This window comes from Bacteroides bouchesdurhonensis (assembly GCF_900155865.1).
GTDB classification, from domain to species: Bacteria; Bacteroidota; Bacteroidia; order Bacteroidales; family Bacteroidaceae; genus Bacteroides; species Bacteroides bouchesdurhonensis.
Genome location: NZ_LT707006.1, coordinates 1,333,026 through 1,350,099, shown reverse-complemented (window position 1 = coordinate 1,350,099; position 17,074 = coordinate 1,333,026). Strand labels below are relative to the sequence as shown.

Here is a 17,074-nt window from a genome sequence, read left to right as displayed (position 1 = left end):
AGAATTATGAAAATCTATCCCTATATAGCAAGTCTGCTTATTGCCGCAGGAATTGCTTTACCCGCCTACTCTCAAGTAGATAGAAATAAAACGCTTATTCGCTCTGCCCTGCATGGATTAGAGTACGAAATAAAAGCCGGTTTTAGTATTGGCGGTACTGCTCCACTTCCGCTTCCGGCAGAAATTCGATCCATTGATAGTTACAAACCTACTCTTGCTATCAGTATCGGAGGAGAAGTAACCAAATGGTTTGCTCTTCAAAACAAGTTTGGAATCATCGCCGGACTTCGACTCGAAAATAAATCCATGATCACACAAGCTACTGTAAAAAATTACAGTATGGAGATTCTGGGACAAGGTGGCGAAAGAATAAGCGGGGCATGGACAGGCGGAGTAAAAACGAAAGTATACACTTCCGGTCTGACTATTCCACTGATGGCTACCTACAGGATAAGTAACCGCTGGAATATAAAGGGAGGTCCTTACTTTTCCTATCTACTTTCTAGAGAGTTTTCCGGGCACGTTTATGAAGGTTATCTCCGTGAAGGAAATCCCACAGGAGACAAAGTGGAATTTAATGACGGGAAGATCGCAACTTATGATTTCTCAAATGACTTAAGACATTTCCAATGGGGATTGCAATTCGGTGCAGGATGGAGAGCATTCAAACATCTCAATATTTATGCAGACCTCACATGGGGGTTAAATAACATCTTTAAAAGCGATTTCCACACAATTACATTTGCCATGTATCCTATCTATTTAAACATAGGATTCGGATACGCATTCTAAGATTCTTCCTCTTGCTTTTGAACGGTTTGTGCCACCTTATTGGCACAGTTGTGCCAGTAGTGTGGCACAATCGTTCCAATAAGGTGGCACAACTATGCCAACCTATTGGCACTCATACAACAATGTGATCCCCATATTCAGTTGTCTATACCTTTAAATGCAGATCATCCAAACAGACCAATGCACATAAATACAATAGATTCTTTTTCATACATTTCGGGTTTAGTTATTAAAAAGCCATCACCTATAAGCTAAAAAGGGAAGAAAAGGTTCAAAAAGCCTCTATTTCCGAAGATATTTCGAAATCACAACCTTCTTATCAAAAACTTTGTTATATTTGCATAGAGTAATTTTTAATAAGCCACAACTATGTTTAATTCATTTGGCAATATTTTTCGACTCACAAGTTTTGGTGAGTCTCATGGGAAAGGAGTAGGAGGAGTTATCGACGGATTTCCCTCAGGAATCTCCATTGATGAAGAATTCGTGCAACAAGAGCTAAACCGGCGCCGTCCGGGACAATCCATTCTTACTACACCGCGCAAAGAAGCGGATAAAGTAGAGTTTCTATCAGGTATTTTCGAAGGAAAATCTACCGGATGTCCTATCGGGTTCATTGTATGGAATGAAAACCAACACTCCAATGACTACAATAATCTGAAAAACGTATATCGTCCTTCACACGCCGATTATACTTATAATGTGAAATATGGTATTCGTGACCATCGTGGCGGTGGACGTTCTTCGGCACGCGAAACGATTTCGCGCGTTGTAGCCGGTGCATTGGCAAAGTTAGCACTTCGCCAGTTAGGCATCGATATCACTGCTTATACTTCACAAGTAGGAGCCATTAAGCTGGAAGGTAACTACTCGGACTATGATCTTGATTTGATTGAGACAAATGACGTACGCTGTCCCGATCCGGAAAAAGCAAAGGAAATGGCAGACCTTATATATAAGGTAAAAGGAGAAGGCGATACGATCGGCGGTACAATCACGTGTGTCATCAAAGGATGTCCCATCGGATTAGGACAACCGGTATTCGGCAAACTGCACGCTGCACTAGGTAACGCAATGCTTAGTATCAATGCCGCTAAAGCCTTCGAATATGGCGAAGGATTTAAAGGGTTGAAGATGAGAGGCTCCGAGCAGAACGATGTTTTCTTCAATAACAACGGGCGGATTGAGACACAGACCAATCACTCCGGAGGTATACAGGGAGGTATCAGTAACGGACAGGATATTTATTTTCGTGTGGTATTCAAGCCGATTGCAACCTTGCTCATGGAGCAGGAAACTGTTAATATAGACGGTATTGACACTACCTTGAAAGCTCGCGGACGCCACGATGCCTGTGTGTTGCCACGTGCCGTACCTATCGTGGAAGCAATGGCTGCCATGACCATACTCGATTACTATTTGTTAGATAAAACAACACAATTATAATGAACGATATTCAGAAATATATTGCTGCAAACGAACCGAAAATGATGGAGGACTTGTTCAGCCTCATCCGCATTCCAAGTATCAGTGCTTTGCCGGAACATCATGATGATATGCTTGCATGTGCTGAACGATGGGCACAACTTCTTTTGGAAGCCGGAGCCGACGAAGCACTTGTAATGCCTTCGAAAGGAAATCCAATTGTGTTCGGTCAGAAAATTGTAGACCCAAACGCTAAAACCGTATTGATATATGCTCATTATGACGTAATGCCTGCTGAACCGTTGGAACTCTGGAAAAGCCAACCTTTCGAACCTGAAATTCGGAATGGATATATTTGGGCACGCGGAGCAGACGACGATAAAGGGCAATCTTTTATTCAGGTAAAAGCTTTTGAGTATCTGGTAAAGAATGAGTTATTGAAGAATAATGTAAAGTTTATCTTCGAAGGAGAAGAAGAGATCGGTTCCCCTAGCCTGGAGGCTTTTTGCGAAGAGCATAAAGAGTTATTGAAAGCGGATGTAATCCTGGTATCGGACACTAGTATGCTAGGTGCGGAACTTCCGTCATTAACAACAGGACTTCGCGGATTAGCTTATTGGGAAATTGAAGTGACCGGACCGAACCGGGACTTACATTCCGGTCATTTTGGCGGCGCAGTCGCTAATCCGATAAATGTACTTTGTGAAATGATCAGCCAAGTAACGGATGTGAATGGAAGAATTACAGTTCCCGGTTTTTATGACGATGTGGAAGAAGTGCCACAAGCGGAAAGAGAAATGATTGCACATATTCCTTTTGACGAAGAAAAATATAAAAAGGCAATCGGAGTAAAGGCTCTTTTTGGAGAAAAAGGATATAGTACACTGGAACGCAATAGTTGCCGGCCTTCATTTGATGTTTGCGGCATCTGGGGTGGATATACAGGAGAAGGTTCTAAAACAGTTCTCCCTTCAAAAGCTTTTGCCAAAGTATCTTGCCGCCTGGTTCCGCATCAGGATCATCACAAGATTTCTCAATTATTTGCTGACTACATTCTTAGTATTGCTCCTGACACTGTACAAGTAAAAGTAACTCCGATGCATGGAGGACAAGGATATGTTTGTCCTATTTCACATCCTGCTTATCAAGCAGCAGAAAAAGGATTCGAGATAGCATTTGGTAAAAAGCCGTTAGCTGTACGACGCGGTGGAAGTATTCCTATCATTTCAACGTTCGAGCAGGTTTTAGGAATCAAAACTATATTAATGGGCTTTGGACTTGAATCGGATGCGATTCATTCGCCTAATGAAAATTTCTCATTGGATATTTTCAGAAAGGGAATAGAAGCAGTAATCAACTTCCATTTGGAATATGCGTAATGGGATAACTGAAATATAAATGATCATCATAATTAAAACGGTGGATTAACTTGCATCTCGCAGTCTATCCACCGCTTTATTTTATAATAACCCATCGTCCAATCAACATTTACATTACGGGAGTTTGAAAAAGGAAGGTAAACGGGTTACTATCCTTCAAATCTTTCACAGTATCTCCTGCATAGATCTCACCATATGTTAACGCTAATTTCTTCACACCTGCTTTCGGGCTAAAATCTATTTTCTTTAAATCCAACCAAAATAGATTCGGGGTTAAAGTAGACTCAAAATAATATACTTTATTCTTCTGATCAGAAACGGTACGCCAACGGGTCAGAAGAGATATACGGTTTATCCGGAGTATTAATACCAAAGGGAACCGATACTTATATCATAACCGGTCGCAATCACACCTCCATATTTAGAGGTCTAGTTTATCGTTTTCTCTTTATTATGTCCTTCCCTCTCCATTCCACGCGGGAACACATAGATATTAGACATAATATCCTCTTTCCAATCCATGGTACAACCATCTACAGGCTGCACACTCCATAAAGAGACAGCAACTAATAGCAGAGCCACTCCTACTAACTTCTTTTTCACATTCTCATCTATTTGAATTATTGACATTCTTATTGTACGAGAACAATTATACAATGATTAATGCCGAAAGATCAGACTAATTTTAAGGGGAAAAAGGAAGTTTGCCCATATAGGAAAGCTCAAAAGAAGCATTTTAGATTCCTCACTGTTACAACAAAATCACAAGATTACGACTCAAAAGCCTTGCGGTAAGTACATCCACTTCTCCATTCCGAACAGCCATAAGCTGTTTTTCCTTTAATAATTGTGCCTTTACCGCACAAGGGGCACGGTTGACCCACTATCAAGTCTCTATCCACAGTCGAAGCAGATTCCAGAGTTTTTTCTGCATTTACCACCACATTATTCTCTTTTTTCATCTCCTTCTTAGTTTTACTATCTTTGGGAGTATTCGGCTTCCGTTCCCTTTTTCTAGGTTCCTTCTTTTCCTTTTCTTTCGCTTGTGAAGTAGCATCCTGAATAGTAATCCTCCGGTTCGAATTATCCGAAAGTACACTCATTACAATTTCAGACACCATCTGCTTCAACTCTTCCAAAAATTGACGGGCATCATACGTTCTCTTTTCAATCTCACGTAATTTCTTCTCCCATATACCTGTCAATTCAGCCGATTTCAACAATTCTTCGTGAATCATCTGCACCAATTCCACTCCTGTAGGTGTAGCAATTAGATTCTTTCTTTCCTTACGAATGTAATTACGCTTGAACAAAGTCTCAATAATAGCAGCACGGGTAGACGGACGACCGATACCATTTTCTTTCAGTGCGTCACGTAATTCATCATTGTCAACCAACTTTCCGGCAGTTTCCATTGCACGCAGCAAAGTAGCTTCCGTATAAGGTTTAGGTGGCTGAGTCCATTTCTCATTCAACTCAGGAATGTGAGGCCCGCTCTCTCCTTTTATAAAATCAGGAAGTACACTCTCGTCCTCCCCTTCTTTCTCCTCAGCAGAATCTTTCACATCCTTTGCAAAAACAACGCGCCACCCCGGCTCCAAAATCTGTTTACCGGTTACCTTGAACTCTATCTTATCCACTTCTCCCATTACTGTAGTAGTAGAAATCTTACAGTCAGGATAAAATACAGCTATAAACCGACGGGCTATCAGGTCATAAACACGTCGCTCCATATCTGTCAGGTTTTGCGGATAAACCCCAGTTGGAATGATTGCATGGTGATCTGTCACCTTCGAATTATCAAAAACCTTTTTCGACTTTGATAATGTAGTGCCAATCAATGGAGCTGTCAATACTTCATAATCCCGAAGGCTTTTTAAAATTCCAGGACACTTCGGATAAATATCATCACTCAAGAACGTGGTATCAACGCGTGGATAAGTAGCCACTTTCTTTTCATAAAGAGACTGAATCAATTTCAATGTCTCATCGGCAGAATAAGCAAACTTCTTATTGCATTCTACTTGAAGAGAAGTCAAGTCAAACAAACGGGGTGCATACTCCTTCCCATCCTTCTTACCGACACTAGTAACCACAAAAGGCAACTCCTTTATACGTTCCACCAATGCTTCTCCCTCTTCACGATTGGCAATAGGATCAATGCCCGGATTCTCTATTCTCTTTTTCCCGCCATTCTTTTCCTCCTCCGCAGCAATTTCTTCATCACTCTTCCTGATTAGTGCAGAAAAAGTAGTATCACGATATCTAGTTTTCAGTTCCCAATATTGCTTAGGCTGAAAATTAATAATCTCTAACTGCCGATTAACAATCAATGCTAAAGTTGGGGTCTGCACACGTCCAATAGAAAGAACCTGCTTATTTTGACCATATTTAATTGTATAGAGTCGAGTGGCATTCATTCCCAACAACCAGTCCCCCATCGCACGAGATAGCCCTGCTTCATACAATGACTGAAATTCTATCTGGTCCCTCAATTTTGAAAATCCTTCCCGAATTGCCTCTTCCGTCAATGAAGAAATCCATAAACGCTTTACCGGACAGCGTGCACCAGCTTTCTGCATCACCCAACGCTGAATCAATTCTCCTTCCTGACCAGCATCACCGCAGTTGATAATCTCATCTGCATTCTGCATCAAACCTTCGATAATATGAAACTGTCTTTCGTATGTAGGATTTTCTATCAACTTAATGCCAAAACGAGGCGGAATCATCGGCAAACTGCTTAGGCTCCAAGACTTCCATCCCTGAGTATATTCATGAGGTTCTTTCAGGGTACAGAGATGACCAAATGTCCAAGTCACCTGGTATCCGTTTCCTTCTATATATCCTTCTTTCTTTGTATGGGCACCAAGTACATCGGCTATATCACGCGCTACAGACGGCTTTTCGGCTATGCAAACTATCATTCTCTATTTTTCTGGTTTATCGCACAAAGGTAGGTAATTTTAGCCATTCTTCTTACCTCATTCTACATTAAATTCCCGATTCAACATAGCACTGGTTTGTATTTTCCGTATCCTGAACCCAAAACGGGAACCTCCCCCTCTTCCGAATCAATCCCATCGCACCCAGAAAAAGCATACTAACAATGATTTGACAGATAGATAACCCTAATCCTGCCCCTTTCACATAGCTATTTCCGTTTATTGAAACGTCCGAAAATAACAGCCAGCCTTTCTGCTGCAATACCAATATCAAAATGAAGTAACAACATTATTACATGCATAACAAGCATCCGTCTGACTGAAAGGAAAGATGCAGAAATACATTATTATTATCTATATTGGGGGATATAATAATCCCCTTATTTATATCCTATTTCAATAATAAAAAAGAATATAATAAGGGGATTTATAATAAAGAGGTATCAATCTGGAAAACTTTCAACTTAGAAATTCTTATTTTAATATCCTCTTAAGTCTATTGCAACCTATTTATTCTTCGTCCATCAAGATTTCCAGAATCTGGCAGGCTGCTTTCGCTACCGGAGAACCTGGACCGAAAATAGCCGCTACACCTGCCTTATACAGGAAATCATAATCCTGTGCAGGGATTACGCCACCAGCAATCACAATAATATCTTCGCGACCCAACTTCTTCAATTCATCCAAAATCTGCGGAATCAGTGTCTTATGCCCTGCAGCCAGTGAAGAAACACCCACTACGTGAACATCATTCTCTACTGCTTCGCGGGCAGCTTCTGCCGGTGTCTGAAACAACGGTCCCATATCTACATCGAAACCACAGTCCGCATAACCGGTAGCTACCACTTTAGCACCACGGTCGTGACCGTCTTGTCCCATTTTCGCAATCATAATACGAGGTTGACGTCCCTCTTTCTTCGCAAACTTCTCGGCTAATTCACAAGCACGTTTGAAGTCGGCATCATTTTTACTTTCTGATGAATACACGCCTGATATTGTTCTGATTACTGCTTTATAACGTCCTACAACTTTCTCACAAGCCAAAGAAATCTCACCCAGAGTCGCACGGACACGAGCTGCTTCTACAGCTAATTCAAGTAGATTCCCTTCTTTAGTTTCCACACACTTCGTGATGGCATCAAGGGCTTTTTGCACGTCGGCTTCGTTACGTCCTTCTTTAAGTCTCTTCAAGTTTTCAATCTGTTCTTTACGCACAGCAGTGTTGTCCACTTCCAAAATATCAATCGGATCCTCTTTTTCCAGACGATATTTATTCACACCCACAATAGTCTGCTGACCGCTATCAATACGAGCCTGAGTACGTGCAGCAGCTTCTTCAATACGCATCTTAGGAATACCAGTCTCGATTGCTTTTGCCATACCGCCCAACTTCTCGACTTCCTGAATTAAATCCCAGGCCTTTTGAATCAACTCATTAGTTAATGTTTCTACATAATACGAACCACCCCAAGGGTCTACGTTCTTACAGATATTTGTTTCTTCCTGAATATAGATCTGAGTATTACGCGCAATACGGGCAGAAAAGTCAGTCGGAAGAGCAATAGCTTCATCCAATGCATTGGTATGCAGTGATTGCGTATGTCCCAGTGCAGCAGCCATAGCTTCGATACAAGTACGACCTACGTTATTAAATGGGTCTTGTTCAGTCAGCGACCAACCAGAAGTCTGGCTATGTGTACGCAATGCCAATGATTTAGGATTCTTCGGATTGAATTGTTTTACAATCTTCGCCCATAACATACGTGCGGCACGCATCTTAGCTATTTCCATGAAGTGGTTCGTACCAATAGCCCAGAAGAAAGATAAACGGGGAGCAAACGCATCGATATCAATACCTGCTGCTGTTCCTGCACGAAGATATTCCAATCCGTCGGCCAATGTGTAAGCCAATTCAATATCTGCCGTAGCACCTGCTTCCTGCATATGGTAACCGGAGATAGAGATAGAGTTGAATTTCGGCATCTTTTGCGAAGTATACTCGAATATATCAGAAATAATCTTCATTGAGAATGCAGGTGGATAAATATAAGTGTTACGCACCATAAATTCTTTCAGAATATCATTCTGGATAGTCCCAGCCATTTCTTCCAATACAGCACCTTGCTCCAAACCTGCATTGATATAAAATGCCAAAATCGGAAGTACCGCACCATTCATTGTCATAGATACAGACATCTTATTCAAAGGAATGCCATCGAACAGAACCTTCATATTTTCTAATGAACAGATAGATACACCAGCCTTACCAACATCACCCACAACACGTTCGTGGTCAGGATCGTAGCCACGATGAGTAGCCAAGTCGAATGCAACAGACAAACCTTTCTGTCCGGCAGCCAGATTACGACGATAGAATGCATTTGATTCTTCCGCAGTAGAGAATCCGGCATACTGACGGATAGTCCAGGGACGAAGAGTATACATTACTGAATAAGGACCACGCAAGTAGGGAGGAAGTCCGGCTGCATATTCCAGATGTTCCATTCCTTCAAGATCTTCCTTTGTATAAACAGGCTTCACTTCAATATGTTCCGGTGTTTTCCAGTCAGCGGAAATACCGTTAGCCTTTTGCCATTCAGCACCGTTAGCAGGCTGAAATGCAGCATATATATCGATATTTTTAAAATCTTTTCTCATTTTACTTCAATAGTTTGGCGTTAAACTCTTTCAAGGTATCCAATACGTTTACACGAACATGGATGAAGTTCTCGATACCTGCAGCTTTAAGTTCTTCAGCACAAGCTGGATTACCGGCAACAATAAACATAGCACGTCCGTCCAATGCTTTGAAAGCAGGAATAGCATATTCTGCATATTCATCATCACTGGAACAAAGAACAACGATATCCGCTTTAGCAGACATTGCCGCTTCAACACCAGCTTCTACAGTTTCAAATCCAAGATTATCGATTACTTCATAACCTGCACAAGCAAGGAAATTACAAGAATATTGGGCACGTGCCTGACGCATAGCCAAGTTACCAATCGTCAGCATAAATGCTTTCGGGCACTTACCAGAGGCTTCTGTCTCCAGACGTAAAGCTTCAAATTCACTGGCAGCACGATCAAATACTAATGTATTCACATCCTTTGCACAAGTTTGAGCATCATTTCCACAACAACATTTCGCTTCAACCGGACGTTTTTCACCGGCTTTTTCATTAAAGTTAGGGAACTGGTTAGTACCCAACAAAATTTCGCGACGTTGAGCTACTGCTTTATGGCGAGCTTTATTGCTTTCATTTACAGCAGCCTGAACAGTACCAGCTTTCAGCGCAGCATAGAAACCACCAGCTTCTTCTACAGCAAGAAAGAGTTCCCAAGCCTGTTTTGCAATAGATACCGTCAAGTTTTCAATATAATAAGAACCGGCAGCCGGGTCAATCACTTTATCGAAATGAGACTCTTCTTTCAATAATAATTGTTGGTTACGTGCCAAACGTTCCGAGAATTCATCCGGAGTTTCATAAGTCTTATCGAACGGCACAACTGTCATTGAATCAACACCAGCCAACGCCGCACTCATCGCCTCGGTTTGTGTACGAAGCAAGTTTACATGCGCATCAAATAAAGTGAGATTGAAAGTCGATGTTTCAGCATGAATTGCCATCTTTGCAGCGCAACGGCATTCTCCCTGAGGACCTTTATTATCACAGTCACGCAAGCATTCAGGATTGTATGAAGCTACAATATTCGCCCATAACATACGTGCTGCACGGAACTTAGCAATTTCAAGGAAGTAATTAGAACTAATACCAAAATTAAATTTTATTTTCTTGGCAACTGTAGCAGCAGGTATACCTGCATCTGTCAGCTGGTTCAAGTATTCATTACCCCAAGCTAACGCATAACCCAATTCCTGAGAAATATACGCACCAGCATTGTTCAGAGATAAAGCATTTACATTAATTACGCGATAAAAAGGAAGCGGTTGAATAGCTTCAATCAAAGCTTTGGCAGTTTGTACCATATCCCCCTTTTCCTTACCACGGGTCAGCATCTTGTTGAAGAAATCATAATTGATAGAACCTTTCAGTTTTTTCACATCATAATCCTTCTTCTGGAAATAAGCAACAAGTAGATTAGCCAACTCAACAACATGTCCCTGACAAGTTGAGAAGTTCAATTCTACACATTCAGCCTGAATATCATTTAACAACGTTTCAATATATTCAGCATTCAGTTCTTTTGCTTTTATGTGAAAAGAAAGAGAATCTACACCTTTATTCAGAATATCCAATGCTTTTGCATTTGCTTCTTTCGGGCACTCAACTTTAATTTCCTGGCGAACCAGCCATTCATTGTTGTTTTTCTTCGTACCTCTTAAGTAAGGGAATTCTCCGGGAAGTGCGTTTGTTGTCTTCAAACCTTCCAAATCCTCCATACGATAGAAAGGTTTTACTTTGAACCCTTCGTTTGTTTTCCAAACGAGCTTCTTCTCAAAATCAGCACCTTTCAGGTCGGCTGTAACCTTCTCCATCCATTGTTCGGTAGAGACAGGAGAAAAGTCCGAGAAGAGTTTTTCTTTTTTGTCTGCCATAGTTTATTTAAAATTAAAACAAAATTAATATTGTCCTTATATTTATCTATTTCACACCAAATGCCCATCGTTAGATCTGCAAATATAACCATTAAGTTCAAAAGACTGTCTTTTTTAGGGAAAATTCGTACAAACAGAAAGCTACTCTTTTCCCGTTCAAAGGAAACGATGCAAAGACTTAGGATTCCCGGTTCATAGAACAACGATTGCTTATGCACAAAATAATTCGCTGAACTATAGTCCTACGAATTAATATATACACCAGAAGGGATAACGTTATGCAGCCACAAGAATTAACGTATGCAGTAAAAGGAATAACCATTTGAATCATTTAGAAATTGTATAATATAATAGAGAAGTAATCTCCTACAATTGAATATCTACAGAATTGCATAAATGGATATTCTTCATTTTTAATTCTTCATTTATTTGATTAGCTCCAATGTTATGACTAATTTTGCATCCGTTTTTTAGAAAAATATCATAAAAACTACTATTAAATTATGGATTGGTTACAAAGTTTACTATGGGACCCCAGCTCCGTAGCGCATATCGTATTCCTCTACGCCTTCGTAGTGGCAGCCGGTGTGTATCTTGGCAAGATCAAGATATTCGGAGTATCTCTGGGAGTCACTTTTGTTTTGTTTGCCGGCATCCTAATGGGACATTTCGGCTTCACAGCCGATACACGCATCCTACATTTCATCCGCGAATTCGGATTGATCTTGTTCGTATTCTGTATCGGTCTTCAGGTGGGGCCATCATTTTTCTCTTCTTTTAAGAAAGGTGGAATGACATTAAACCTGTTGGCTGTAGGCATCGTAGTGTTAAATATTGCTGTTGCTCTGGGACTTTATTATCTCTGGAACGGACGTGTTGAACTGCCCATGATGGTAGGTATCCTCTATGGTGCTGTAACAAACACTCCGGGACTTGGTGCTGCTAACGAAGCACTGAATCAGTTGAGCTATAACGGTCCGCAAATTGCGCTTGGTTACGCCTGTGCTTACCCGCTTGGTGTGGTTGGTATAATTGGCTCGATTATTGCTATCCGTTATATCTTCCGCATCAATCTGAATAAGGAAGAAGAAAGTCTGAAAACACAAAGTGAAGATACACACCATAAGCCACATATGATGAGTCTTGAGGTGCGTAATGAGTCTATCAGTGGAAAAACATTGATTGAGATTAAAAACTTTCTGGGACGTCCCTTTGTATGCTCACGTATTCGTCATGAAGGTCATGTAAGCATTCCGAACCATGAAACTCTCTTCAATGTGGGCGACCAGCTATTTATTGTTTGTTCGGAAGAAGATGCCGCCGCCATTACTGTATTTATAGGAAAAGAAGTAGAATTGGATTGGGAAAAGCAAGACCTTCCAATGGTATCCCGTCGCATCTTGGTTACCAAACCGGAAATCAATGGAAAAACATTAGGTTCTATGCATTTCCGCAGCATGTATGGTGTAAACGTAACTCGTGTCAATCGTTCCGGTATGGACTTGTTTGCCGATCCTAATCTGATATTACAGGTGGGTGACCGCGTTATGATAGTGGGCCAACAAGATGCTGTCGAACGTGTTGCCAACGCATTAGGTAACCAACTAAAGCGTCTTGACACACCTAATATAATAACTATCTTTGTTGGTATTTTCTTAGGTATCCTTTTAGGCAGCCTTCCTATTACCTTCCCGGGCATGCCGACTCCATTAAAGCTAGGGTTGGCAGGCGGACCATTAGTAGTGGCTATTTTGATCGGACGTTTTGGCCATAAGCTTCATTTAGTAACCTATACTACTATGAGTGCTAATTTGATGCTTCGCGAAATAGGTATCGTGCTTTTCCTGGCGAGTGTAGGTATTGATGCAGGAGCTAACTTCGTGCAAACAGTGGTAGAAGGAGATGGGTTACTTTATGTAGGTAGCGGTTTCTTGATTACAGTCATACCATTGCTTATCATCGGTACAATTGCCCGTCTATATTACAAGGTAAACTATTTCACTTTGATGGGATTAATTGCCGGAAGTAATACCGATCCTCCCGCATTGGCTTATTCAAACCAGACAACATCCAGTGATGCGCCAGCAGTTGGATACTCCACTGTTTACCCGTTATCAATGTTCCTTCGTATTCTGACAGGGCAGATGATATTATTAGCAATGATGTAAATTAAGTTTTATCATTAATAGAAAAGCCGGCTAAATTCATAAATGAATAAGTCGGCTTTATTTTTCTCCTCACACAATATATGTTTTCACAGTTGAAGTTTCTTTGCTACAAATTCCTCTATAAACCGAACGGTTCCATCAATACCCAATGAAGAGGAATCAATACATAAATGATAAGTAGCCGCAGCTCCCCATGTTTTAAAACTATAATAATTATAGTATTCCGAACGCTTCTTATCAGCTTTCTCCATCATTGCTTCTGCTGCTTCTTCGTCAATACGATGAATCTGACAAAGACGCGCGATACGATCTTCTTTAGAAGCTGAAATAAAGATATTTGCGCAACGGGGGTGCTCTCTCAAAATATAATCAGCACAACGTCCAACAAATACGCAAGATTTTTCAGCTGCCAACCGACGAATCACATCACTCTGTACTTTGAACAAAGCATCATTGCTTAAACAATTGGTACAAGGCATTGCCCCTTCACTAATAAAAGGGAACCGCATTCCAAACAAACCTCCAATAATACCTTGTGAAGCTTTTTCATCCGCCTTTTCAAAAAATTCTTTGCAAAGACCGCTTTCTTCCGAAGCTAAATTAATCAATTCTTTATCATAGAAGTCAATACCCAAACGGGCAGCCAACTTCTCTCCTATTTCTTTTCCGCCGCTACCCAACTGGCGACCGATATTAATGACATAATTACCACTCATAGTACATTTGTTTTATGGTTTTGAAGCAAACATACGAATTATTTCCAAAACTTACATCATTGTACGGAAGTTATATTTGAAACTTACAATGAAATATCCACGTATTTGCTGACTACGGTATTCATAAAATCCATCGGAAGTAACTGAACGTGTATAATTTTTCTTATCACTCAGAATATCCGACCAATATGCTGACAACTCCGCAGTTTTCTTTTTCAGAAAACGATAGGTAGCCCCCGCATTCCAGAGAATTTCGTTCTTATCATCCTTTTGAATATTGGTTCCACCTCTAAGTTCATACGTTGCATCCGTCCGTAGTTGTAGTCCGAAAGGTAAATCCACATAACTTTCAAGCCCCAACCGATAATTTCGAGTAAATGTATTATTATCATTCACCGAATTGAGCGAATACTGATATTGCCAGCCTGTGGAAAGATCAAGCCCACCCCATGTAGGTTGATATGAAAGATGAGCTTCACAATTCAGATTGGAAGCACGTGTTGTACTCTTCTTCGGATCTTGACTTTTATCTTCATTGATCATACTGACTCTGTTATCACGATTTCCATAAGCATCCAATCGCAAAGAGAAGGATTTTCCCATACGTTTCCACCAATTGGCTCCGGCACTTACTCCCCAATTACCATTAATATTAATAGGATATGTCTCACGTCCTCCCGTCTGTGAATCATATATCATAACCTGAGTTACACTATTCTGTTCCATCCGCCAGCCAACATTTGCAGATAGTCCTTTCGCTTGATTCTGAAAACTCAGACGTAAATTATGAGTAAACATCTGTTTAAGATCCGGATTTCCACGAGTGATAAATAACGGATCACTATTATCTGTCAAAGGCATCAAATCAGACAAAGAAGGCTGACGGGTCATGCCATCATAATTCAGATTCAGTTGAAGTTGTTTCTTTCGCCAGCCTACCCATATCATCGGTCGGTAATCGATAGTATTCATAGTAGTATCAGCACTAAGTTTCCCTATTTTTCTCTCAACCGTACGCTTTTGTGGGGTAACGACTACCATTGCATTGAGTGTCCATGTAGTGTCATTATAGTTAATTCCCAGGCTCAAATCATGCCCTTTAAAACGGCTACGACTTCTATTACTCAAACTATCGACATACCCTTCCTGATAATCATCAGGAAGTTTCCCGAATGTATCTGCTGTTGTCAAAGAAGAGAGCTCATACGTATCGCGATTATCTCTCTCATACTGGGTACTCCAGGCATAGGCAGCATTCAAACGTATCTTCTTAACTATCAATTGTGATAAAGAAAGTCCCATCCGCCAATTACCATTCCGAGTAGGTGATTGCAAATATTGATTTCGAAAAAGCACCGAATCATTACCCAACTTATCTTTCAGACGGTAATAAGTCGTATTGGAAAGAGAGAAATTTTTGTTTGTTCCCCAAGTATCTGAATTTTGAAGATTCAAGCTAATGGTGGTATTTCCTTTCTCATCCATTCGCCTCATAACGCTTGCCATCCACATATAATTATTTGATTGGCCTTTAGATAGCGAACGACTCTCACTCCGATTGATCCTGATAGCATTAGGGATCGATTCAAAATTATCAAAAAAACTATTCTGATCAATCCCTGGAGGTGCATCAAAAGTTGCATTCTGATTACTGTTTTCACCTTGATTGGGAGATAATGAAAAATTTCCCATAAAATTGAAACGGGTACGTTTATCAATCTTTCCATCTCCAAAGAAGTTACCGGATATATTTCTGTTTTTAGAATTGTTCTCACTAACGGAAGAAGAATATTGATTACCACTAGTCAAATATTGCTCTTGATAGGTACTGGAAATATTACCATTCCGATTAAGACCATAATTCACACTGCCTGATAATCTTAAATCTTCTCCTAACTTCTTTGTTATATTCAACCCTATCGAATTATTGATGTTATCTTTATAAGTACTATTCTGGTATCTATTTGTAGAACGCATCATCAATGAAATATTATCTCCATTTTTCCGAAAATAGTTCGCTTGTGCTTCCAGGTCTTTCTTTCGGTTATTACCAAATCCGACTTTTGTATTCCCCAACCATGTTTCATTCAGTTCATCTTTAGTTTGCAGGTCGAGGACATAATTTTTCTTGCCATCATCAACACCGGTAAATTCTTCCTCTTTCGAACGTTTGTCGTACACTCGTAACTTACTGACTAAATTTGCCGGAAGATTTTCCAACGCAGTCTCCTTACTGCCGGAAAAGAAAGATTCTCCATTTACATTAATTTCACTGATCGTTTGACCGTTATAACTCAATGATTTATCATTCTTATTATACACCAAGCCCGGAATACGCTTCACCAAATCCTCCAGATAAGAACCTTCCGGCGTTTTATAGGCTGCTGCATTGATTACTGTCGTATCACCTTCCATCACTATCTCTTTTAATTTGGCAGTCACTACGACTTCGCTAATCCGGATATCATCATCCTTCAGGACAATTGTCCCAACATCGGCAGATACTGAATCCTTTAGGACACGGAAAACAGATTGCATTCCCACAAAAGAAGTTTTCAACAAATATATCTTTTTATTCTGAGGTTGAAAACGAATCGTAAAACGACCTTCTTTGTCACTTGTCGTTCCTTTTACAAAAGCAGAATCACTTTTTGATAATACGACGACACTTGCGGAAGGTAAAGGCTGTTTTTCTTTGCTTCCAGTTTCAAGCGTCAGTATCCTTCCTTTGATTGTCCTTGTCTGCTGGGCATACAAAACAGAGTATATCCCCATTAAAAATAAAAATAGTCCGGCTAGTCTATAAGTTTTCATATTAGTTGTGTTCCAAAATCATATACAACAATAACATATCAATGTGCTTTCTCACGGAACAGATATATAACCATCTTGCTTCAAAATACGGCAAAATACCACAGCTAAAATACTTTTGCCTACATCACCTCCTGTACCGGCAAGCATAAAGGAGTTAAGTCTATTCTTTTTCATCTTTCCACACCACATTAATCTGAAATAACCTAAAAAGTGGTTTTAAGTTCTAAGGCGGTAAAAGTACACAATATAAAAGTGATTCAAGAGAAAAAGCCTG

General features: G+C 40.3%; 10 protein-coding genes and 2 pseudogenes. 4 read left to right on the top strand and 8 right to left on the bottom strand.

Annotation, left to right across the window (positions count from 1 at the left end; all coding sequences use genetic code 11):
* Positions 1-6 precede the first annotated feature (6 nt).
* The 3 genes from CZ225_RS05445 to CZ225_RS05435 all read left to right on the top strand — a co-directional run bounded on the left by CZ225_RS05445 (position 7) and on the right by CZ225_RS05435 (position 3,596).
* Positions 7-792, top strand: coding sequence for a porin family protein (locus CZ225_RS05445; RefSeq protein WP_077153270.1), 786 nt, complete (start codon positions 7-9; stop codon positions 790-792).
* Positions 793-1,161: 369 nt separating this feature from the next.
* Positions 1,162-2,238 (top strand): chorismate synthase, encoded by a 1,077-nt coding sequence (gene aroC / locus CZ225_RS05440; protein WP_077153269.1) that lies wholly within the window; start codon positions 1,162-1,164, stop codon positions 2,236-2,238.
* Positions 2,238-3,596, top strand: coding sequence for a dipeptidase (locus CZ225_RS05435; protein WP_077153268.1), 1,359 nt, complete (start codon positions 2,238-2,240; stop codon positions 3,594-3,596). Before aroC ends, CZ225_RS05435 begins: the two co-directional genes overlap by 1 nt.
* A 109-nt stretch (positions 3,597-3,705) precedes the next feature.
* On the opposite strand, the pseudogene CZ225_RS24850 reads toward CZ225_RS05435, so the two are convergent.
* The 5 genes and pseudogenes from CZ225_RS24850 to mutA form a co-directional block, all read right to left on the bottom strand.
* Positions 3,706-3,982, bottom strand: a pseudogene (locus CZ225_RS24850) (linear amide C-N hydrolase); the annotation flags it as partial.
* 43 nt (positions 3,983-4,025) lie between these two features.
* The gene (locus tag CZ225_RS24845; protein ID WP_394334017.1) at positions 4,026-4,199 is read right to left on the bottom strand and encodes a hypothetical protein; all 174 of its coding nucleotides are present in this window, start codon (positions 4,197-4,199) and stop codon (positions 4,026-4,028) included.
* Between the two features lie 359 nt (positions 4,200-4,558).
* Positions 4,559-6,523: pseudogene (locus CZ225_RS05420) on the bottom strand (DNA topoisomerase 3); the annotation flags it as partial.
* Between the two features lie 528 nt (positions 6,524-7,051).
* The gene (gene scpA, locus CZ225_RS05415; RefSeq protein WP_077153264.1) at positions 7,052-9,199 is read right to left on the bottom strand and encodes a methylmalonyl-CoA mutase; all 2,148 of its coding nucleotides are present in this window, start codon (positions 9,197-9,199) and stop codon (positions 7,052-7,054) included.
* Position 9,200: 1 nt separating this feature from the next.
* Complete coding sequence (mutA, locus tag CZ225_RS05410) at positions 9,201-11,102, bottom strand: methylmalonyl-CoA mutase small subunit (RefSeq protein WP_077153263.1); 1,902 nt, start codon at positions 11,100-11,102, stop codon at positions 9,201-9,203.
* Between the two features lie 503 nt (positions 11,103-11,605).
* On the opposite strand from mutA, the gene CZ225_RS05405 reads away from it, so the two are divergent.
* Entirely contained in the window at positions 11,606-13,270 is a 1,665-nt protein-coding gene (locus CZ225_RS05405) for a putative transporter (RefSeq protein ID WP_077153262.1), read from the top strand.
* An 86-nt stretch (positions 13,271-13,356) separates the two neighbouring features.
* On the opposite strand, the gene CZ225_RS05400 is transcribed toward CZ225_RS05405, so the two are convergent.
* From CZ225_RS05400 to CZ225_RS24560, 3 genes are read right to left on the bottom strand one after another with little or no spacing between them, the layout of a single operon-like run.
* Positions 13,357-13,986: a cytidylate kinase-like family protein gene (locus CZ225_RS05400; protein ID WP_077153261.1), complete on the bottom strand. Its 630-nt coding sequence runs from the start codon at positions 13,984-13,986 to the stop codon at positions 13,357-13,359.
* A gap of 51 nt (positions 13,987-14,037) precedes the next feature.
* Positions 14,038-16,800 carry an outer membrane beta-barrel protein gene (locus CZ225_RS05395; protein WP_077153260.1) on the bottom strand — a complete coding sequence of 921 codons (2,763 nt, stop codon included), beginning with the start codon at positions 16,798-16,800 and terminating at the stop codon, positions 14,038-14,040.
* 51 nt (positions 16,801-16,851) lie between these two features.
* Positions 16,852-16,974, bottom strand: coding sequence for a hypothetical protein (locus CZ225_RS24560; RefSeq protein ID WP_262351969.1), 123 nt, complete (start codon positions 16,972-16,974; stop codon positions 16,852-16,854).
* Positions 16,975-17,074 lie beyond the last annotated feature (100 nt).